The sequence below is a fragment of the Anabaena sp. CCY 9613 genome (assembly GCF_963920895.1).
GTDB lineage: Bacteria > Cyanobacteriota > Cyanobacteriia > Cyanobacteriales > Nostocaceae > Cyanocohniella.
Map to the genome: position 1 here is coordinate 197830 of NZ_CAWUDE010000001.1, position 20234 is coordinate 218063.

The 20234-nt window shown below is 40.4% G+C and carries 22 protein-coding genes; 12 read left to right on the plus strand and 10 right to left on the minus strand.

Annotated features, from left to right (window positions below):
* Positions 1 to 69 precede the first annotated feature (69 nt).
* Positions 70 to 309, minus strand: coding sequence for a DUF3134 domain-containing protein (locus tag ACM0OT_RS00815; RefSeq protein WP_414561890.1), 240 nt, complete (start codon positions 307 to 309; stop codon positions 70 to 72).
* 242 nt (positions 310 to 551) lie between these two features.
* Between ACM0OT_RS00815 and ACM0OT_RS00820 the strand changes: the two genes are divergently transcribed.
* The 9 genes from ACM0OT_RS00820 to ACM0OT_RS00860 all read left to right on the plus strand — a co-directional run bounded on the left by ACM0OT_RS00820 (position 552) and on the right by ACM0OT_RS00860 (position 8969).
* Positions 552 to 1136: a PAP/fibrillin family protein gene (locus ACM0OT_RS00820; RefSeq protein WP_414561892.1), complete on the plus strand. Its 585-nt coding sequence runs from the start codon at positions 552 to 554 to the stop codon at positions 1134 to 1136.
* 334 nt (positions 1137 to 1470) lie between these two features.
* A complete protein-coding gene (locus ACM0OT_RS00825; RefSeq protein ID WP_414545383.1) occupies positions 1471 to 1683 on the plus strand; it encodes a photosystem I reaction center subunit IV in 213 nt (70 codons plus the stop codon).
* Positions 1684 to 1928: 245 nt separating this feature from the next.
* Complete coding sequence (locus ACM0OT_RS00830; RefSeq protein WP_414561893.1) at positions 1929 to 2777, plus strand: DNA-formamidopyrimidine glycosylase; 849 nt, start codon at positions 1929 to 1931, stop codon at positions 2775 to 2777.
* A gap of 55 nt (positions 2778 to 2832) precedes the next feature.
* On the plus strand, positions 2833 to 3051 hold the full coding sequence (locus ACM0OT_RS00835) for a DUF433 domain-containing protein (protein ID WP_414562234.1): 219 nt from the start codon (positions 2833 to 2835) through the stop codon (positions 3049 to 3051).
* 143 nt (positions 3052 to 3194) lie between these two features.
* Positions 3195 to 3410: an NAD(P)H-quinone oxidoreductase subunit O gene (locus ACM0OT_RS00840; RefSeq protein ID WP_414561895.1), complete on the plus strand. Its 216-nt coding sequence runs from the start codon at positions 3195 to 3197 to the stop codon at positions 3408 to 3410.
* A gap of 152 nt (positions 3411 to 3562) precedes the next feature.
* Positions 3563 to 4537, plus strand: a complete 975-nt coding sequence (mdh, locus tag ACM0OT_RS00845) for a malate dehydrogenase (RefSeq protein WP_414561896.1) — start codon at positions 3563 to 3565, stop codon at positions 4535 to 4537.
* A gap of 260 nt (positions 4538 to 4797) precedes the next feature.
* Complete coding sequence (locus ACM0OT_RS00850) at positions 4798 to 5466, plus strand: hypothetical protein (protein ID WP_414561898.1); 669 nt, start codon at positions 4798 to 4800, stop codon at positions 5464 to 5466.
* Between the two features lie 51 nt (positions 5467 to 5517).
* Positions 5518 to 7512 (plus strand): P-loop NTPase fold protein, encoded by a 1995-nt coding sequence (locus ACM0OT_RS00855; RefSeq protein WP_414561900.1) that lies wholly within the window; start codon positions 5518 to 5520, stop codon positions 7510 to 7512.
* A 2-nt stretch (positions 7513 to 7514) separates the two neighbouring features.
* Positions 7515 to 8969, plus strand: a complete 1455-nt coding sequence (locus tag ACM0OT_RS00860; RefSeq protein ID WP_414561902.1) for a DUF1802 family protein — start codon at positions 7515 to 7517, stop codon at positions 8967 to 8969.
* Here ACM0OT_RS00860 and ACM0OT_RS00865 read toward each other — a convergent pair.
* Genes ACM0OT_RS00865 through ACM0OT_RS00880 form a run of 4 tightly spaced genes read right to left on the minus strand, consistent with a single transcriptional unit; the run spans position 8956 to position 11442 of the window.
* On the minus strand, positions 8956 to 9531 hold the full coding sequence (locus ACM0OT_RS00865) for a Uma2 family endonuclease (protein ID WP_414561904.1): 576 nt from the start codon (positions 9529 to 9531) through the stop codon (positions 8956 to 8958). The two genes, ACM0OT_RS00860 and ACM0OT_RS00865, sit on opposite strands and share 14 nt — an antisense overlap.
* A 46-nt stretch (positions 9532 to 9577) precedes the next feature.
* A complete protein-coding gene (locus ACM0OT_RS00870) occupies positions 9578 to 9940 on the minus strand; it encodes an aspartyl protease (protein WP_414561906.1) in 363 nt (120 codons plus the stop codon).
* Positions 9937 to 10254, minus strand: coding sequence for a hypothetical protein (locus tag ACM0OT_RS00875; protein ID WP_414561908.1), 318 nt, complete (start codon positions 10252 to 10254; stop codon positions 9937 to 9939). Before ACM0OT_RS00875 ends, ACM0OT_RS00870 begins: the two co-directional genes overlap by 4 nt.
* A 33-nt stretch (positions 10255 to 10287) precedes the next feature.
* The gene (locus ACM0OT_RS00880; RefSeq protein ID WP_414561910.1) at positions 10288 to 11442 is read right to left on the minus strand and encodes an NAD(P)/FAD-dependent oxidoreductase; all 1155 of its coding nucleotides are present in this window, start codon (positions 11440 to 11442) and stop codon (positions 10288 to 10290) included.
* A 628-nt stretch (positions 11443 to 12070) separates the two neighbouring features.
* Here ACM0OT_RS00880 and ACM0OT_RS00885 point away from each other — a divergent pair.
* The gene (locus ACM0OT_RS00885; RefSeq protein WP_414561912.1) at positions 12071 to 12727 is read left to right on the plus strand and encodes a Nif11-like leader peptide family natural product precursor; all 657 of its coding nucleotides are present in this window, start codon (positions 12071 to 12073) and stop codon (positions 12725 to 12727) included.
* Positions 12728 to 12947: 220 nt separating this feature from the next.
* On the opposite strand, the gene ACM0OT_RS00890 is transcribed toward ACM0OT_RS00885, so the two are convergent.
* The 3 genes from ACM0OT_RS00890 to ACM0OT_RS00900 all read right to left on the minus strand — a co-directional run bounded on the left by ACM0OT_RS00890 (position 12948) and on the right by ACM0OT_RS00900 (position 15172).
* Positions 12948 to 14534 carry a glucose-6-phosphate isomerase gene (locus tag ACM0OT_RS00890; RefSeq protein ID WP_414561914.1) on the minus strand — a complete coding sequence of 529 codons (1587 nt, stop codon included), beginning with the start codon at positions 14532 to 14534 and terminating at the stop codon, positions 12948 to 12950.
* 145 nt (positions 14535 to 14679) lie between these two features.
* Entirely contained in the window at positions 14680 to 14937 is a 258-nt protein-coding gene (locus ACM0OT_RS00895; protein WP_414561916.1) for a cytotoxic translational repressor of toxin-antitoxin stability system, read from the minus strand.
* Positions 14938 to 14974: 37 nt separating this feature from the next.
* Positions 14975 to 15172 carry a hypothetical protein gene (locus tag ACM0OT_RS00900; protein ID WP_414542047.1) on the minus strand — a complete coding sequence of 66 codons (198 nt, stop codon included), beginning with the start codon at positions 15170 to 15172 and terminating at the stop codon, positions 14975 to 14977.
* A gap of 129 nt (positions 15173 to 15301) precedes the next feature.
* Here ACM0OT_RS00900 and ACM0OT_RS00905 point away from each other — a divergent pair, with 129 nt between their 5' ends.
* Positions 15302 to 16438, plus strand: coding sequence for a branched-chain amino acid ABC transporter permease (locus ACM0OT_RS00905; protein ID WP_414561918.1), 1137 nt, complete (start codon positions 15302 to 15304; stop codon positions 16436 to 16438).
* Positions 16439 to 16539: 101 nt separating this feature from the next.
* Positions 16540 to 17322, plus strand: coding sequence for an ABC transporter ATP-binding protein (locus tag ACM0OT_RS00910; RefSeq protein ID WP_414561920.1), 783 nt, complete (start codon positions 16540 to 16542; stop codon positions 17320 to 17322).
* Positions 17323 to 17530: 208 nt separating this feature from the next.
* Here the strand turns inward: ACM0OT_RS00910 and ACM0OT_RS00915 are convergent, their stop codons facing one another.
* Together ACM0OT_RS00915 and glpX are read right to left on the minus strand one after the other, a co-directional pair.
* Entirely contained in the window at positions 17531 to 18817 is a 1287-nt protein-coding gene (locus ACM0OT_RS00915; RefSeq protein WP_414561921.1) for a glutamyl-tRNA reductase, read from the minus strand.
* 251 nt (positions 18818 to 19068) lie between these two features.
* The gene (gene glpX / locus ACM0OT_RS00920) at positions 19069 to 20106 is read right to left on the minus strand and encodes a class II fructose-bisphosphatase (protein ID WP_414542041.1); all 1038 of its coding nucleotides are present in this window, start codon (positions 20104 to 20106) and stop codon (positions 19069 to 19071) included.
* Positions 20107 to 20234: the final 128 nt, after the last annotated feature.

The following is a 20234-nucleotide window of genomic DNA, read 5'->3' on the forward strand; positions in this document are numbered from 1 at the left end:
CTTCACTCCACACATATAAAAATTGACAATGGGGACGATATATCTTACCAAGTCCCCGACATTAATACACTAATCGTCGTCTACACTGACATCGCTGTCGTCATCCAAGTCATAGTCTCCAATCCCGTCTTCTCCACTCAAAAAATCTGAAATTTCTGCTTCATCTTCCGAAACATCAGCTTCTTGAACGTTGCGCGCTACAAGACGCCCTTTAGCTTGCAACCAGTCCATCATAGAAGACTCTTGCTTTAAGGGGATAACTGGGGCGCGCTGATTACGGGGTTCTTCACTTAAGGGAGAATGCAACATATCTACGAAGACACAAAAAGGTTTATGTAACTAGACATTAAGAAGTCTATCACTTGACACGCGATAATTTATTTATTCATTCAAGTCTAGGGTGAATGAATCCGCACGTTGATAGATATTTTTTATTTAATAGTGGTAAGTCAACCAGAGATAGGTTTTTAGTATTTGGTAAGGCTCTATACATATGACATTAATATCGACTTAAGGTGGATGCATTCTGATAATTTTTGAGGTGATCAACGATGATGGGAAAAGCAAATCTAATCGATGCGATCGCAGGGACAAACCGAGGTTTATTAGCTAGTGAACCTCAAAAGCAGGTTATTCTAGCTGCGATCGCCAACTTGGAAGACTTAAATCCTACACCCCGTCCGGTGGAAGCTAACAGCTTGCTCGATGGCGATTGGCGATTAATATATACGACCAGTAAAGGTCTTTTAAACATAGACCGCGTGCCTTTATGTAAGCTCGGTCAAATTTACCAGTGTATCCGTGTCAACACTACTAGTGTTTACAACATAGCCGAGATTTATGGCTTACCTTATCTCGAAGGATTAGTTAGCGTAGCGGCCAAATTTGATCCAGTTTCCGAAAGACGCGTTCAAGTAAAATTTCAGCGCTCGATTGTCGGTTTAAAACGTTTCATAGGTTATGAATCTCCCGCCGATTTTATCCAACAAATTGAAGCTGGTAAAAAATTTACGGCCATTGATACTCCTCTTAACAGTGATAAACAACAAGGCTGGTTGGACATCACTTATATAGATAGCGATCTGCGAATTGGCAGGGGTAACGAGGGTAGTGTGTTTGTTTTAAGCAAGACATGAAGTTTACCTAATTTATGTATTTGCGAATGAACTTAAGCGATCGTCTGTACTTTGTCAAGGAGGGTCTGATACCTATTTTAAATTTGGAGTTTGAGCTTTGTAAGTGCTGAAAGGAGTAGATGAGGTAGATCGGCCTATGGGGATCAAGTAGAGACAGGAGATGAGGAATATGGGGACAGAAAACAAGGAATCAGACTTATGTGTACACCGTAGCTCAGGAATGAAGGTCTTGGATAAATAACTTAACAAAGCCTCTAGCGGCAACCTTCACGATGTAGAGTGAAATCAAATAGCCCTATATATTGGCGATTCGTAACTAAAAGGGAAGATACTCATGGTTCAACGTGGTTCTAAAGTACGTATTCTCCGCCCCGAATCCTACTGGTTCCAGGATTTAGGAACTGTGGCTTCTATCGACCAAAGCGGCATCAAATACTCAGTAATTGTCCGGTTTGATAAGGTCAACTACTCTGGTATCAACACTAATAACTTTGCCGTGGACGAATTAGTTGAGGTAGAAGCACCAAAGGCTAAAGCGAAAAAATAAGCGGCAGAGCTACAAAGGGGATTATTTGATGGGATGATGGTAGAGAAGCCTTAAGTATGAAGTGTAGAATATTTAGTTCTCTCATACTTCACCCTAAGCTACTCCAATATATAAGGAGCTAACCTGCGGGTATTTACGGTTTTTCTTCGGTAGTAATATAAACCTTACTATAGTGTTTATATACTTACTCATCGCCTTTCAAGTGATCCCCGAATACATCAAAGTTGCTTGCTTAATCAGCTTAAATGCCCGAACTGCCTGAAGTTGAAACAGTCCGTAGGGGTCTAAATCAATTGACCCTTAATCAAAAAATCACGGGTGGAGATGTATTGCTCAATCGCACCATCGCCTACCCGTTTTCTGTTGATGAGTTTATTCTTGGAATTAAAGGAAGCGCCATTACCACTTGGCATCGTCGTGGTAAATATCTTTTAGCCCAACTCACTCCTTCATCTCCCCCATCCCCCACGTGGCTAGGTGTGCATCTCCGAATGACTGGTCAACTCCTATGGCTGCATCAAGATGAACCCTTACACAAGCACACAAGGGTCAGAATCTTCTTTGGGGGCCAGCAAGAATTACGCTTTATTGACCAGCGCACCTTCGGTCAGATGTGGTGGGTTCCCCCGGAAGTAGCCGTAGAAAGTATCATGACTGGTTTAGCGAAACTGGCAGTAGACCCATTTTCACCTGAATTTACCGTTGAATATCTCGCCGCTAAATTGCAAAATCGCCGCCGTCCCATCAAGACAGCACTATTAGATCAGTCAGTCGTGGCAGGATTAGGAAATATCTACGCTGATGAAGCCCTATTTAAAAGTGGAGTCTTACCAGTCACACTGTGTCCAGATTTGCAACTAGAACAAATTCAGCGTTTACATACAGAGATTATTCAAGTATTAGAAACTAGTATTGCGGCTGGCGGCACAACTTTTAGTAATTTTCTCAACGTCAAGGGGATCAATGGTAATTATGGCGGTGTGGCTTGGGTATACAACCGCACCGGCGAACCTTGTCGAGTTTGTTGTACTCCCATACAGCGAATTAAATTAGGTGGGCGTTCTAGTCATTTTTGCCCTGAGTGTCAAAGTTGAGGAAGTGGGGAGTGGGATTAAATTGAAATAGCCTAGCAATGCTTAAAAAAGAGGGATTATGAGTCAATCAACAATCATTACAGCATCACCAGATGTAATGAGTGGTACACCAGTCTTTGCAGGAACACGAGTGCCTGTGCAAACCCTGTTAGATTATTTGAATGCAGGGGAGTCCATTGATGATTTTTTAGAGGGATTTCCCACAGTTAAACGAGAACAGGTGATTGCTTTTCTGGAAGCTGCACAAGTGCAGATTTTAAAGTTGGTTGCATAGTGTGAATATTTTGATTGACGAATGTATTGAGGGTGCAGCCACGGTGGTTAGTGAGTAACTAATCCAGATTTTTTAAGTGTATTTGCATCTGTCCACAAGCTAAAATCCTCTTAAAACGATCTATAAACTCAAGAGGGCGACTAATGGCGGTCAAAAAAGGAGATATGGTTCGCGCTGTCCGCGAGAAGTTGGAAAATAGTCTGGAAGCAAAGGCCAGTGATACTCGCTTTCCTACTTATTTGTTTGACAGCAAGGGCGAAATTGTAGATGTTAAAGGTGATTATGCCCTAGTGAAGTTTGGCAAGGTGCCAACACCGAATATTTGGTTACGCTTGGATCAACTCGAAGAGTTTAACTAAGTCGCTATTGATGAGGATAGGGGATGGGTTTTAAGGTTATGGGCATTGTTGAATATCATGAAAATCTCACGCAAAGACGCAGAGGCGCAGAGAGTTTTGAAGAGAGTTTAGACAATGCTACAAAAATTTACCCATTCCCTACTCTGTAATTTATGATTTCTTCTCCTGATTCCCCAATTCTATGTCGTCTACCCCGTGTCACTATTGTTGGTGCTGGTAGGGTTGGTAGTACTCTAGCCCAACGGATTGCTGAGAAAAATTTGGCAGATGTGGTGTTGCTGGATATTGTTGCGGGAATGCCTCAAGGACTGGCGTTAGATTTGCTGGAGGCTAGGGGAATTGAATTACATAATCGTCAGATTGTCGGTACAAATAACTATGCTGATACATCTGGTTCGCAAATTGTGGTAATTACGGCTGGACTTCCCCGTAAACCAGGGATGAGTCGGGATGATTTGCTGAAAACTAATGCCAAGATTGTGGTGGAAGCAGCGAAACAGGCGATCGCTCATTCTCCTAATGCTATTTTTATAGTTGTCACTAATCCTTTGGATGTGATGACTTATTTGGCTTGGCAAGCTACAGGTTTACCACGCGATCGCGTTATGGGTATGGCTGGTGTGTTAGATTCGGCGCGGTTTGAAACTTTCATCGCTTTAGAGTTAGGGGTGTTACCTGCTGATGTGAAGGCGATGGTGTTGGGTAGCCACGGTGATTTAATGGTTCCTTTGTCTCGTTATGCCACAGTTAACGGCGTCCCCATCACAGAATTACTGGATACAGCCACAATTGAACGCTTGGTAGAGAGAACCCGTAACGGTGGGGCGGAAATTGTGGAATTGATGCAGACTGGTGGGGCATTTTTTGCGCCTGCTTCGGCTACAAGTGTGATGGTGGAATCGATTTTGTTGAATCAGTCGCGGTTGTTGCCTGTGGCGACGTATCTACAAGGTGAATACGGTTTAGATGATATTGTAATTGGCGTTCCCTGTCGTTTGGGTTGCGGTGGAATTGAAAGTGTTTTGGAATTGCATCTCACTAATGGGGAAAGAGAGGCTTTGCAGATTTCGGCGCAATCTGTACGTAATAATATTGACAGGGCGCAAGAAATTTTAGAAATGAGATAATAGTTTGATACTTTCTGAGAAAAGCAAAATAATTTTACCTATTTTTTGTTATTGGATAAAGTAACTCTAGGAAAAACTGATTTTCTATTAAGAATTTATGTGAATTTTTCCTAAGAAATTCCATTATGTATTTAAGTTTTTTAAATTAATAAACTGCGTTATTTATATAAAAAATTTAGTAAATCAATAATACTACTTTTGTAGTCAAGTTAATAAAATAACATTATCATAATAATTATTAGTCATATAGGACACACAGTATGGGTGCGGGACAAAATATTTTACAGGCTAACCAAGCTAAAACACGTTTGCTACTAGCTTTGTGGGATTTGGGAGGAGCAGAACAGGAAGTAAAGAAAGGTCAACTAACTAAGCGAATTATATCTAAGGGCAAGAAGATAGCAGATTATCAAAACATATTTGAGGAATTGCAGGAACAAGGCGCGATCGCAATTTCCAAAAAGGGATACACTCTGACCTCTCCCAAAGGTTTGGAGGTATTGGAGGATGGTTTGAAAAGTAATGATTTTAGGTTTGAAGGTACTATTGTCGGCACTTGGGCAGCAAATGCATTATTAAAGTGGATTAGTCAGAGCGATGTTGTAGTTGGTACGTCTACACCAGTCAATGGGGTTAAGACTTCAAATATTGCTTCTTACGAAGAGTTTAAGTCTGTAGCGTTGGAAGTCTACGACAAGCTGAACCAGAATCACAGCCTAGATGATTTAGTACCAATTTACAGAATTAGGCGAGAAATAGGCGATCGGGTAAGTCGTGAGCATTTCAATGAGTGGCTACTGGAAATACAGGAAAAGGATATTTTTCAGCTAATTGCTGGAGAGATACCAGACTTGACTCCTGATAAACGCGAAGATTCAATCACCATACCTGGAGTAGGGTTGCGCTCTTACGCCAAACGCTTGAGTTAATAGCATTGCTAAAAATCCCTTTGTAGTTCCTCGTATCATATAGAATCAACCATGACTAATATCCCTGAATCTCCAATAGAAGCAGTTAACGCTGCAATTCAAAGTAATAATCCATTTACCAACGCGGGCATTGTCCAAGAACAACATGTTTGGGGAAAGAGATTTCCTGATGTGCCTACACTAAATGCCCATGCTTCTAATGCAGTTTTTCAGGCAATTGAACTGGTAAAAACAAGTCTATCTAATCAAGACAAAGTGACTTCAATAGCCATAACTGCACAACAAGGAGTTGGCAAAACTCACCTCCTCAGTCGTATTCGCCATCGATTAGAAAAAGAAGGTGGTGCTTTATTCGTTTATGCAGGTGTCAATAATTATACAGATTTAAATTTAGTTAAGTACCAATTTCAGCAAACTTTGGCGGATAGTCTCAGCAAAACTGGCAGCCAAAAAGTTATGCAGTGGCAGGAAGTAGCAGCAGGAATAGCAAATGAAGGTTTTAAAGCTATCAACGCCAATGCTCCGAGTCTTTCTCCACAGGAACTATTGGAAAAATTTGACAAAGTATATGCAAGTTGGTTAGCTAGAAACAAAAATTTAATGGACAGGCTAATCAAAGAAGTTCTCAAAGCCAAACCAAATGCAGATCCCTATATTGTCCGGGCTATTTTGTGGACACTCTCAGAGAATCAGGCATCTTTTGCTAGAGAATGGCTATCGGGCGATGAATTAGCGCAATCTAATGCAGATGCTCTAGGATTACCAAATCCTAGTAAAACAAAACAAGATAGAGAAGCTGAAGCCTTGAAAAATATTCAGCAAATATTAAATTTAGTCAGCTACTATAACCCAGTAGTAATTTGTTTTGATGAAATAGATGTCAAAAACGCTTTTAGTGAAGATGGGTTGCCAACAGAACTGGTTATTGCTGATTTAGTTAAACGTCTGCATGATACCCTCGAAAACTCTGAATTAAGCAGAGGAGTTGTAATAATTACAGTTATGTTGCCTGTTACATGGACGCAGAAAATCAATGAGATACAGGATGGTACACCTGATAGAATTTCAAAATATACAGGTCGTAAACCTATAGATTTAAGATACATCGATAGTGATTCTTTAGTTGAATTAGTCACGCTTTGGCTAAATGATTTTTACAGCATCAGAAATTTATTACCACCTCATAAAATTTACCCATTTGAAGAAAGTAAATTGAGAGAATATGGCAAAGGAAGACCAACCGTAAGAGAGGCTTTAAAATGGTGTGCAGAAAATTTTTGTGTTCAGGGTGAGATTTTACCGAAAGATCCATTTGATAGATTTGAAATTGCTTTAAAAAGAGCAATAGAATTAGAGGATTTAGAATATCTTAACGAAAAGCATAATTCTTTTATTGCTGAAGCTTTACGTTTTGGATTTGAGATACTTAAAGGTCAGACTATAGATGGTGAGACTTCTACTGGCCAGAAATTAGAACAAGTTACAATCGGGGATATTGTTGAAATTGAGCCTAAATCAAAGAACCAGGGTTGGATAAACTTTAAAGTTATTGGTCAAGAAAAAGATAACATTTTTAAAATTGGTGTTTCTGTTCTTCAGCATTCACATGGAAAAGCTGTTGGAGCAGGAATGTGGCGCTTAATTGAATATCAAACATTTGATATAACAAGAGGCTGTTTAGTTCGATCAAAAAATCAAGAAAAAAGGATTCGTAAGCAATGGGATTCTTCCATATATCTTAAAAAGCTTGTTGAAGAATTAGGTGGAGAACATGTAGATTTAAAGATTGAAGAAATCAGACCACTTATTGACCTATATTCTGTTTATCAGCAACGCAATAACTACCAATTAACTGACGAACAAATACTTGAATTCTCACAGCCAATAGCTCGTAACAATCCTTTAATTCTAGAAATTTTGAGTAATCCTTCTGGTCAAATTGATGAAGATACTATTGAAGGAGAAGAGCTATTAAATGATTTTCTTAATCCTTCTATAGGAGAAGAAACAGATGATTCAGATGACCTAAGTGAATTATTTAATTAAGCATGAATGAATCAGTATTACTTCAGACAGCCCTTTGTATTCCTGCTCCAGAAGTTGAAGCGTTAATACAAGGACAAATCATTGTAGCTATGCCTCGGAAATTCATCCATCCGGGGCAGAGATTTGCTCTTTATCCAGCTGATATTTCGATGAATTCATTACCAAATGAGCAGTATTACCGCTCAAATTTTTTGTCCCTTGCCCAATCTGTTATTACAAATTGCAATAATGAAACAGCATTGATTAAAGCTTGGGCGAAATGTGAACTTTGCCAAATGCTGAATTCCCCTGAATCATTAGAGACTTTGTCACAGTTAACAATTTGGACAAAACAGGTATTGCAGCAAAATCTCATACAAAAACCTTATATTTTTTTGGTTTACCTGCGTGTCTATTTACTACCAAAACCACAAGAGATTACTATACAACATCAAAGTCGTCACTTTTTGCCTTTGCCAAATTCCCTTACTATTAATGAAGTAAAGCCAGTATTAAACGATCGCACCTTCGCCCAGCGCAAGTATCAGCTAATAAATCGACAAACACCACTGCATCCTGAACTAGAAGAATTGCAGAGTGCAGTAGCCTCCCTTAGCCTAATTAACTCAGCAGCAAAAGAATTAGATGACGATATCAAAATATTTTTGGGTTGGAGTAGTGATAAACTCACAAAATCATCAGATTTAGACTTATCTTGGATTCAGAAAATTGCTGAAATTGGTAACTCTAGCGATGGACATACATTTGAAAAATTAGTTCGTAGAGGATTACTCAAATTAGGCTTTACAGGTTCAGGGTTGAATCCAGATGCAACTGGTGGCGCAGGAGGCATGGATTTTTACACTGAACAACCTTATGCAATAGTAGGAGAGTGCAAGGCAACTAAAACTGAAAAAGTTACTGATGGTACACCTGCACAGTTATTAAAAATAGGTATGAACCATCTTGGTAAATTTCAGTATGACAATTCAATTAAATTAATTGTAGCCGCTGGAGAATTAAATTTTTACGCCTTAAGAACAGCTACCGAAAATCAAATGAATGTTATTAGTCCTGAAACACTGCAAAAACTAGTTGAACTGCAAGCATACTACAAAAATTCTATTAATTTGTTGGAATTAAAAGAGTATTTACAACAAGCTCCTTTTGGTTTAGCTGAAGATAAACTTAATACTTATATTGATAAAATTGAACAATCTATCAAGTTGCGATCGCACATCATCCAGCTAGTAAGAAATTATCTCCAAAACTCAGGTAATAAATCTACTGGTGTCGAAGCTTTGCATGGGGCATATTTTGGTTCAAATCCACCACAACCCTTAAAGACGCAGGAAATGCACGAAATTTTGATAGAACTTTCTTCACCATTGACAGGCTATTTAGGAAGAGAAAAAGGAAGTGATTGGAGAAGCGATCGCTTTTACTTTTTACGCGAATTAGCCGTTAACTCAAAATAGACGAATAAATTACCAAACTTATACAACACTCAACTTGAACAGACACATCAAGAAAAGCCAGAGGAGAAATAGAACCTGTATTCAATCTTGATTCTGTTGTATATTGCCCATCTTTCAAATCACGAAATACATGCAACTGCCGATTATTTAAATTCACAACCCAATATTCCTTAATCCCTGCTTCCGCATAGATTTCTTTTTTTCCACCTAAATCTTTAGTCAAAGTAGCTTGAGAAAATTCGATAATCCAGAAGATATCTTCAGGGTATGGATGATGTTCTAAATAAACCTCACCTAGAGGCTTAACAATAGCCACATCAGGCGTAGGTTCTGAATCATTAGGCAAAGTGATAGGTTTAGCATCGCGGATTTTGACCCGTGTACCTAGCAGTGTACGCAAATAATCTGCTGCTTCAGTATTGTAATAAGCGTGAGGTTCTCGTTCTGGGGTCATAAGAATCAGGTCGCCGCGCAATAATTCCACAGGCTGATCATCAAATATACCTGCTGCGATCGCCCGGTGATAACGTTCAATTGTCCATTTATAGTTAGTTACAGTCATCACACTGCATCTCTGTGTAATTCGGTTGGCAAAATTGCGATCGCACTTACCCCAAAGTCAGAATACCAGCTTGATAGTTCACTATTAAAGGCAGAATTTTCAACCACTCCGAACCCAATAATACTTCTGTAATTTCATTTCCTACACAAACAGGAATTTCATACTCTTGCTCATTCAATCGCACTGTGCCTAAATAAATATTAAATCTTGCTTCTCCCTGTGCAGTTCGCAAGCGTTCTCGGCGGATGAATAACCAATTAAGACTTTCTAAATCTTGTTGATTAATTGCCATAAAACCTGTAAAACCAGTATCTAATAAGGCATCTACAGGCAAATCTAAGTCATTAGATGTAATCAATTCAATTTCAAAAAATAGCTGTCCCTCATCTCCAAATGTACCTTGAATCATATTTTGCCAGTGGTTCCCGTTTCATTCAGGCAAAACATAAAGTGTATAGCATTGGGGTGTTGTTGTCGTGCTTTTTGACTAGCCGCTTCTTTATCTTGATCAATAAAATAATCCCCGCTATTCGGCTCTACAGCAATATACCAACCATAATGTTCTTGAATAAAATCAGGGCGCACTTGTTCAAATATCGCCTGACAACGCTGATCAAAATCATCTTCTTCAGCTTTACGCTTTGTAAGTTCTTCTAGTGATAATGTCCTTTCGGGAAAGATTCGTCCTCGCCGTGCTGGTTGTTTTGGTGTTGATTGAGTCATTTTATTCACCTCTATTAATTCCCTACTCCCAGCCTAAAATATATTTGCGGTAGGCGATAACTGAACTAAAATTTCATCTTCATTACCGGCTGCAAACTTAGCAAAGCGTTCGGCTAACGAAGGAACCATTGCTAGCGGACTGCTAAAACCTGTAAATACATGCACATTCTCAAATCCAGGTATAGCACCAATTAAAGGGAGACGAGTTTGAGTAAATTCTACTAAGCAATGATGCCATATTCCTGGTAAGTTACCCAGAGCTGGTAATACTTGAGCAATACTATTGCGTAACCACTTTTCACTTAATTCTGAGTTAACTTTGGCTTGAGGATCTGTCAGAATGCGGCTAATTTGACCCAAGCGTAAACTACCATCGAGAAATTGAATTGCACCCGCATCTAAAACTGCTGTTACTGGTTCATTACCCGGTTTATTCCACGATTCATCAACTTGAGTCGCTTGGGCTTCTAATTTTAACCTTTGCAAATTAGCTGGCATAACTAAGGTGCGTAACTTAATATCAGTGGGTAAAGTTTCAATTATTTCTGCATGGGTGAAATACACCTTCATGGAAATACCTGAAGATTTGAGTAACTGTCGGCTGAATCCACCAGCGCAAATGACAGTGTTAGCCGCATGATAAGTTGCGGTTGTGGTTTTGACACCTTGTTTAATTACTTCCAATACTTGGGTAATCTGCATTTCACCGCCAAGCCTTAAAAATGCCTGAATGTAGCCTTGTGTGGTTTTTTCTGGATGAATATGACCATGCTTCACAGTTAAAGCACCTGCGATCGCCTGGGGATTTAATAATGGTTCTAACTCGCAAGCATCCTGTACACTAATTAACTGGGGTGGAATGCCAACATGAGCGTAAGATGCAGCCGTTGCATCTGGATCACTATCAGCCGCAATAGTTAGTAATAAATCTAACTCTCGAAACTGAGTATCAACATCTAACTCTTGATCAAGGATACGGTAACGGGCGATCGCCTCTTCTAATAGTTTGCAAGTTAGCGGTGTACTTCCTGACCAATAAGCCAAGCCACCATAACTATAGCGAGTTGCATTCTGTGGTGTTGTCTCTTGCTCTAATAACAGTACAGTAAACCCCGTTTTCCTTAGTTCATAGGCGAGTGCAGCACCTTTAATTCCGCCACCAACAACAATCCAATCATAGGTTTTCATAGTTTAAATTAAGTTAGTGGTAATTGGGTTTTTCGGAGTGAGCATCCTTATTTTGGCAAAATATACAAGTCTGAAACACAAACCATTTTAATTAGGTATAAATCTCCAGAATTTTTTAGATTACGGAATATGCATTATTAAATAATTTCTTTAATTTAGTATAAGTTATTTGTAGTTTTATGGTAATTTTTAACACAATAAAACAGGCGATCGCTTGACTTACTACTCAACTTAATCAGTAGCCTCAAATAGTAACTCCAGTGATTTATTTTACCTCTATGTCCTCTATCTAGAAAAGGTTGGTAGTTCGGACTTACCTTCTTAACAACTTTTCATCTCGTCTTTGTGGTTCGTTTATTTAATTCTACAATGTATGTACAGACTACTTTTCATCTCTTATAAGGGATGTAAAAGATGAAGATAAGCGATCGCCATCTTCATCTCATCTTCAGTATATGCCTTATTTTATGGCTTAAATTACACATAAACTTTATACTGGATTACTATGTGCTGGATAATACTGTAAATTTTTTAACCAATACTGTCGAAGAACCTACTGTATACTGACTAAACTGATATTTACGAATCGAGGTACTCTACCAAGTTTAAAACTTAGAGAGATAGATCAATGTATTATCAGATTTGGAATTTTTTCCTTAGAGAAGATAAATATCTGAGTTGGAAAGAAAAAGTAAAAATTAACAAAAGATTTGATAAATTAACATGGCAAAAAATAATCGACTTTTTGTCATTAGTAGAGCAAAGTTTTTTATTAAAAAATCAGTTAGGAGAAACTGAAAATCTGGAGCAATTTATCAAATTAGCAACAGAACATGGTTTTAGTTTGACTGAAGAAGAACTTGCATGGTTTCTTATTACCAGAAACCAAATTTGGGATCTTTTTGATTTGGCCCAAAAAAAACCTTTACTCAAAGAACAATTACTCACAGTTAAAAACCCCCAACAGTTCATCAAAATAGCCGCTTTGAATGGCTATTACTTTTCGGTAGACGAATTAGCTTGGCTATTAACTGAAATCAAAGCATCTCCCGAATTAGTATCCATTAACAATAGTGTTGGTGAGATTCTTACAGTATCAAATTACGGCAGAATTGAAACAGGCTATTGGATTTGGCTAGCAGAAGACTGGGGAATTGTGCCAGCGTTCTGTCATCGACATCAGCCAGGTACTGTATTATCTCAATATATGCATAATCCATTTTTACCTGATCGTTGCTTTTTACCAAAAAGCTACTTTAATCAACGCCTTATTAGTCGGTTTTAATTGTAATATAAACAGCTTGTAGTAGGGACTTCAGTCCCTAAATTCAGGACTAAAGTCCTGACAGCAAACATTTTTTATTAATTTTGATTAACTGGGCATGATACAAATAGCAAAGCATCCTGACAATTGAAGCTATATCTTCAAATCAGGATGCTTCACAATAAAAATTGTTGTGTGAGCAACAATTCTCTAACACCATGTGATTTTTAAGTTCAGGCTATCAACCGAGAGAAACTTTCAAACTACCGGGTTGACCAAGTTCACCTTGAAATACAACGCCTCGCTGATTGGCGTGTAAATGACGCAAAATCTTGTAAATGGCTTCAACTTGCTCAACCGCACCTGCTTTCTGGGCGACTTCTTCCAAAGAAAGAGCTGTTTTTTCTTTTTGTAATACAGCCACTACTCGTGATTGCAGGTCAAGAATGGCGGCGGCGGCTTTTTTACCAGCTTCTACCCCTGGTTGATGGTAGGCGTTGATGTTAACTAAGCTAGCGTATAAACCAACAGCACGTTCATACAAAGCAATTAACGCCCCTACAGTTCGGGAATTAACTTGCCCAATAGTAACTGTAATGGAATCACGCTGATTTTCGTAAAGCGCTTGGCGAGTTCCTTGGAGGAAACCCGAAAGAAAATCGCCTGATGTCACTCCAGGTTCGATTTCCGGGGATGCGCCTTGACGATCTTCTAAAACTTCGATGAGAGTAGCAAAGAAATTGGGTACACCTTCACGTAACTGCTGGACGTAAGCGTGTTGGTCTGTGGAACCTTTGTTACCGTAAACGGCGATACCTTGATAGACAGTATTACCATCTAAGTCTTTTTCCTTACCCAAGGATTCCATGACCAGCTGTTGCAAATAGCGACTGAACAACAGCAAGCTGTCCTTGTAAGGTAGGACAACCATATCTTTTTCACCTTTGCCATTGCCAGAATAATACCAAGACAAGGCTAATAAAGCCGCTGGGTTATTTTTCAATTCTGGGACGCGGGTAGCATCATCCATTTCTTTGGCGCCATCTAGCATGGCACGCACATCAATGCCTTGTAATGCGGCGGGTACTAGCCCCACAGCAGACATTTCTGAGGTACGTCCTCCCACCCAGTCATACATGGGAAAACTGGCCAGCCACCCTTCCTTTTTCGCCACTTTATCTAGGTTGCTATCAACACTAGTAATTGCTACTGCATGTTGGGAAAAGTCCAGATTTTTAGCAACATAGGCTTTTTTGACTTCAATCATCCCATTGCGTGGTTCTGGTGTGCCTCCAGACTTGGAGATGACTAAAACCAAAGTGCTAGCCAGATTATCCTGCAACTGAATCAGAATACGGTCAATACCCGCGGGGTCAGTGTTGTCGATAAAGTGAATTTTCAGCGGTGGAAAATCAGGAGAGAGGGCTTCAGCGACAAATTCAGGGCCTAAGGCCGAACCACCGATACCAATGGATATAACATCGGTAAAGCGACTAGCTTTAGCAGGATGAATAGCACCTGTGTGAACTTTTTCCGCAAAGGCTTCGATTTGTTCTAGAGTTTGGACAATTTCTTGGGTAAGTTCTGGAGTGGGTGCTAAATCAGGATTTCGCAGCCAGTAATGTCCAACCATGCGGTCTTCGTCGGGATTAGCGATCGCACCCTTTTCTAATTCCGCCATATCCGCAAACGCTTTGTCAAACTTCGGCCGCAACGACTCCACGAAAGCGTCATCAAAACCCATCCGACTGACGTCTAGGTAAAGTCCTAATCCCTCGTGGAAATATAACCAGTTTTGGTATCGTTGCCAAAGTGCCCTTGCATCCATAGGGAAATCTCTAGTAAAGTATTGCTTCACAGACAAGTTTAATGTAAGGCTAGTCCCATCCCTGCTTAGCCTTATACAGTTTTAAGTGTTGAGTATTGGGCATTAGGCTTGAGGCATGGCAGCAATCTAACACTCACCACTTAATTTAAACATCTGGCATGGGTATGACCCGTAAAAATTTGATAATCTCACCCCTAATTTCAATGCCAATCAGATAATTATCTATAGTAAACCGATGAAAAATGCCCTCAACATCTAGTCGTCGCAGTTCTGGGAGAGAATGTAGCAGACCATTTTCAGCAAATTCAAAAAAAACAAAATCATATACCCGCTGGTAGGCAGCTGGCTCTAAACTCTTAAGGTCTACTAAAAAAGACCTGGCATAGCGCACTTCCAGACTCACTAGGCATCACCTTACCGAAACTTCAGGGCTATTGACATTAGAAAAACATTAACATTCGCATCGCTTCTTCATGGGTTAAAATATCCCACGGTTGCTGTGATTGCTTGACTTGTTGTATTGCGTTCAACATGTAATAGTCACAATGCAAAGCATGAGTAGTTTCCCAAATACTTTGTAGTTCTTCATCGCCTAATTGCTCGATTAAGTGATGAATTCTAATTCTCAGCAAATTCATATAGCAATAATTCTTACCCAAAACACAAAAGTATTGTTCCCAAAAATTGGCAACGGTTAACGGCGAGATATGATTATCGTCAAGCTGTGAGGGATAAGGGGATGAGGAGAAGTTTATTCTTAATGACTAATGACTGAATATCTAATTTTTCTAGCAATTTCTACAGCAATTTTTGCCCTGTTTAGCTTAGGCCTTAACTTACAGTGGGGTTTTACAGGGTTAATTAACTTTGGTCATATTGCTTTTATGACTCTAGGGGCTTATACAACTGTGTTGTTAAGTTTACAAGGAATCCCCTTATTTATCTCCGCAGTCATAGGGGCAATAGTGGCTGCTTTGTTGGGTTTAATTATTGGTTTTGCTACTCTGCGCTTGCGAGAAGATTATTTGGCAATTGTCACTATCGGCGTGGGCGAACTCATTCGTTTAGTCGTGAACAATCAGGAATTACCTGTGCGAGACACTTGGGTTTCTGGGGCATTTGGTGTTCAAAGTTACCCTATACCTTTAACCACAGCGCCTAATTTATTTTTCAGGCTGGTGATGATAGGATTGCTGACGCTGCTGGCTGCTATCACTTTTTGGGCATTGTGGCGATGGATTCGCGTGGCCCAACAATTTCTGCGGGCTGATACTAGTAAAAAAGTAAGTAGCAAGCAAGAACTCATTTCGCGCTTAAGCGTAGGTTTGATATTTGCCCTTTTGACCGCAGGGATTTATATTGCTGGGGTCATGGGCTTGTATAATTACAGCCCAAAAGCTGGTTTAATGTTGGTGTCGTTGTTGGTCTTGGGATTCGTCTTCTGGCGGTTGGAAATTTTAGTGCGATCGCCTTGGGGTCGGGTGCTAAAAGCTATTCGTGAAGATGAAGAAGTACCTAGAGCAATGGGTAAAAATGTATTTTGGTATAAAGTACAATCACTGATGCTTGGTGGGGCGATCGCAGGTATGGCTGGGGCTTTCTTTGCTTGGCAACTCAGCGCTATTTACCCTGATAATTTCCAACCACAGCTGACCTTTGACGCGTGGATTATGGTGATTCTCGGTGGTTCAGGCAATAACATCGGTACTATTTTAGGCGCAGTGATTTTCTTTACCTACGATGCCCTGACTAGGGAATATTTACCGCGAATTTTTACCAACTTATCTTCTGACCAATTGGGTGCATTTCGGATCATGATCATTGGTTTAATTTTGATGGTACTGATGATTTGGCGTCCTCAAGGTATCTTAGGGAAAAAAGAAGAACTCACTCTGAGTAAGTGACTGGGGATTGGGGAAGACAGATTTTTACTACCCAAAGTTTTCTCTGTTGAGTCTTCTCTAACCTCTAGCCTCTAGCCCCTAACCCCTAATAATAAATTTTTATGGTAAATAATCAGTCACCCCAACTTCCCTTATTAGCCGCCACTGGACTTTGTAAAAGCTTTGGTGGGGTTAAAGCAGTAAATGACGCGAGAATTGAAGTTAATAAAGGCAGTATTACTGGCTTGATTGGCCCCAATGGTGCTGGTAAAACTACTTTATTTAACTTACTCTCTAACTTCATTCGCCCAGATAAGGGACGAGTAATTTTTGATGGTGAACCCATTCAGCAGTTGCAATCATATCAAATCGCCCAACAGGGATTAGTCCGCACTTTTCAAGTAGCCCGGACTCTCTCGCGGTTATCGGTGTTAGATAATATGCTGCTGGCGGCGCAAAAGCAAACAGGCGAAAACTTCTGGCAAGTACAGTTAAGACCCCATGTTGTTGCTAAAGAAGAAAAGCAACTCCAAGAACATGCAATGTCACTCCTAGAATCTGTGGGTTTGGCCCAAAAAGCCCAAGATTATGCTGGTGGTTTATCTGGTGGACAACGGAAACTACTGGAAATGGGACGGGCTTTAATGACTAATCCCAAGTTAATTTTATTGGATGAACCAGCAGCCGGGGTGAATCCGAGATTGATTGATGATATATGCGATCGCATTGTCACCTGGAACCGTCAAGAAGGCATGACTTTTCTGATTATTGAACACAATATGGATGTGATCATGTCCTTGTGCGATCGCGTTTGGGTATTGGCTGAAGGTCAGAATTTGGCTGAAGGCACCCCAGCAGAAATTCAAAGTAACTCGCAAGTTTTAGAAGCTTATTTGGGTAAATAACTCTCGTTAATTATTTGATTAATTTTGTGGTAATTGTTGTATCACCACAAAAGTAAAAATATCAATGAGAAGTTATTTCACTTAGTATGCGATCGCTTGGCTGTGCGATTGCAAGCACAAACTTAAAATTTGGCACAATGGGGTACTGGAAAATGAGGGGATAAAGAAGTGTTTTTTTCTTATCCCCTTGTCTTTTTGTCTCCACTCCTTAACTAAATTGCTTACCAGCATCTAAGTTAAACAGCGTTTGCAGGGTTTGCATACAGTGACGTCTGGCTTCAACGTCCTGCTGCGCCCGTAATTGCACCATTGGGTCATGTAAAATTTTGTTAACAATTCCTCGTGTTAAAGCTTCGATTACTTCTTGATGTTTTTCGGCAAATTCTGAACCTAAGCGTGACAAAGCCTTTTCTAACTCTTGTTCGCGGATAGTTTCGACTTTATTTCGCAAACAACTAATAGTGGAGACAGTCTCTAGCGATCGCCACCAAATATCAAAAGCTTCTACCTCTTCATCTAACAGTTTCTCTGCTTCTTGGGCCATCTTGCGACGGCTTTCGTAGTTTTGCTCCACTACTGCTTTCAAATCATCCACATTAAAAGCATGGACATTTGCTAGTTCATTGACATCACTGTGGACATTACGTGGCACAGAAATATCAAATAACATTAAAGAGCGGTTAGACTCTAAAACTGTTTCTAACTTGGCGCGATCAAGGATCGGTTCAGTAGCAGAAGTACTTGTAAACACCAAGTCACTTTCGGCAATTACTACCATCATTTCCGATAGCGTATGAGTATAAATAGCCTGTTCCGGGTAAAGTTTCGCTAATTCCTGGGCACGAGCTTGAGAGCGATTCACAATGCTAATTTGTACTGCACCTTTAGAAACTAGGTGTTGTACTAGCAAGCGTGACATTTTGCCAGCACCCAAAATGGTGACACGGCAAGCTGCTAAATTAGCAACCTTGATTTGAGCCAACTCCACAGCTGCGGAACTAATAGAAACAGCACCAGTACCAATACTGGTTTCAGTACGAACTCGCTTACCAGCTGTTAAAGCTTGTTTAAATAATCGATTGAGAATTGTTTTTATACCATTGTATTGCTGTCCCAGTTTGTGAGTATTTTTCACCTGAGCCAGAATTTGACCTTCTCCGAGTACCAAGCTATCTAACCCAGCAGCCACCCGCATCACATGCATCACTGCATCATCATGCAGCAACATAAACAAATGCTGGCGTAGAGATTGCACAGGTAACTTACTGTGTTCTGAAAGAAACTGAGTAACTTCTCGGATACCTTGTTCGGTTTCACTAGTAACAATGTAAATTTCTAGACGGTTGCAAGTGCTAAGTATTGCTACTTCGTCAATATGGGGATAGCTACTAAGATGAGCGATCGCACTTTCAGTTTGTGGTTCTGGAATACTCAGCTTTTCCCGGATTTCAACTGGGGCTGTTTTATGGCTTAACCCCACCACTGCAATATTCATTATTTATCGGTAATTGGTAATGGATTATTGATGATCGGGGATGAGGGAGATGGGATGAGGGAGATGGGATGAGGGAGATGAGGAAGATGAAAAACTCAAGATGTTGATACTTACCAAAAGTGTTTCACCCCTGCTCCCTGCTACGCCACTTGCTCCACTACAGCGCTGCGCGCATCCTACGGCGGGGGAGACCCCAAGACCGCAGTGGCTCCCCTATCCCCTGCCTCTTAATTCCCTACTCCCCCTAATTACTAACGCAATTGCAGATTCTTAGGTTCGTCAAACATATGGATAGTATCCACAAAACGAGCTGTACAGGACTGGTTGGAAATAACCAAGCTTTGAGTCCTTGCACCACCGCTGAAGAAGCGGACACCTTCCATCAGAGTGCCAGGGGTAATACCACAAGCCGCAAATAAAACAGTTTCGCCAGAAGCTAATTCGTTGGCATTGTAAACCTTATCAGGGTCATTAATACCCATTTCTTTCAGCCGTGCGAGATTGCCTTCTCTGCTTTCACCAATCAAACCTGTTTGTACGACTTCTGGATCATAGATCAGTTGCCCTTGGAAATGTCCTCCCAAGCACCGCATAGCCGCAGCAGAAATAACTCCTTCGGGTGCTGCACCGATACCCATCAAAGCGTGGATATTGGTACCACCAAAGGCGCAGGAAATGGCGGCAGAAACGTCACCATCACTGATTAGTCTGACTCTGGCGCCGGCTGTGCGAATTTCCTGAATGAGTTCTTTGTGGCGGGGACGATCCATCACCACAACCACCAATTCCTCGATGGAACGGTTTAAGCACTCAGATAAGATTTTGAGGTTTTCCGTAGCAGACTTGTTAATATCTACTAAACCTTTGGCTGGGGCTGGTGCTGCGAGTTTCTTCATGTAGAAATCAGGTGCAGCAAATAAACCACCTTTTTCTGAAATTGCCAAAACTGCCATTGAGCCATTTTGACCATAAGCAACTAGGTTAGTGCCTTCGCAAGGGTCAACAGCAATATCAATTTCAATTAATTCATCAGGGTTACAAAAGTTTTTAGCATCTGGTTGGGTACAGATACCGACTTCTTCCCCAATGTAGAGCATGGGAGCTTCGTCGCGTTCGCCTTCGCCAATGACGATACGACCGCGCATATAAATTTTGTTCATCCGCTCCCGCATGGCTTCCACTGCTACTTGGTCAGCAATGTTTTTTTCGCCTTTGCCCATCCACTTCGAGGAAGCGATCGCGGCTTGCTCTACTACCTCAATAATCTCTAATCCAAGTGTATTTTCCACAGAGTCACCCTCTCAACTGCTTGATTTAGCGTCTTGTTATCTGGCTATTTCAGTCTTCAAGTCTACCAAAGGGCGTATACACGTGGGAAATAGTCTCTACTGACTTAAGTGTTAAGTTTTGCTGCTGA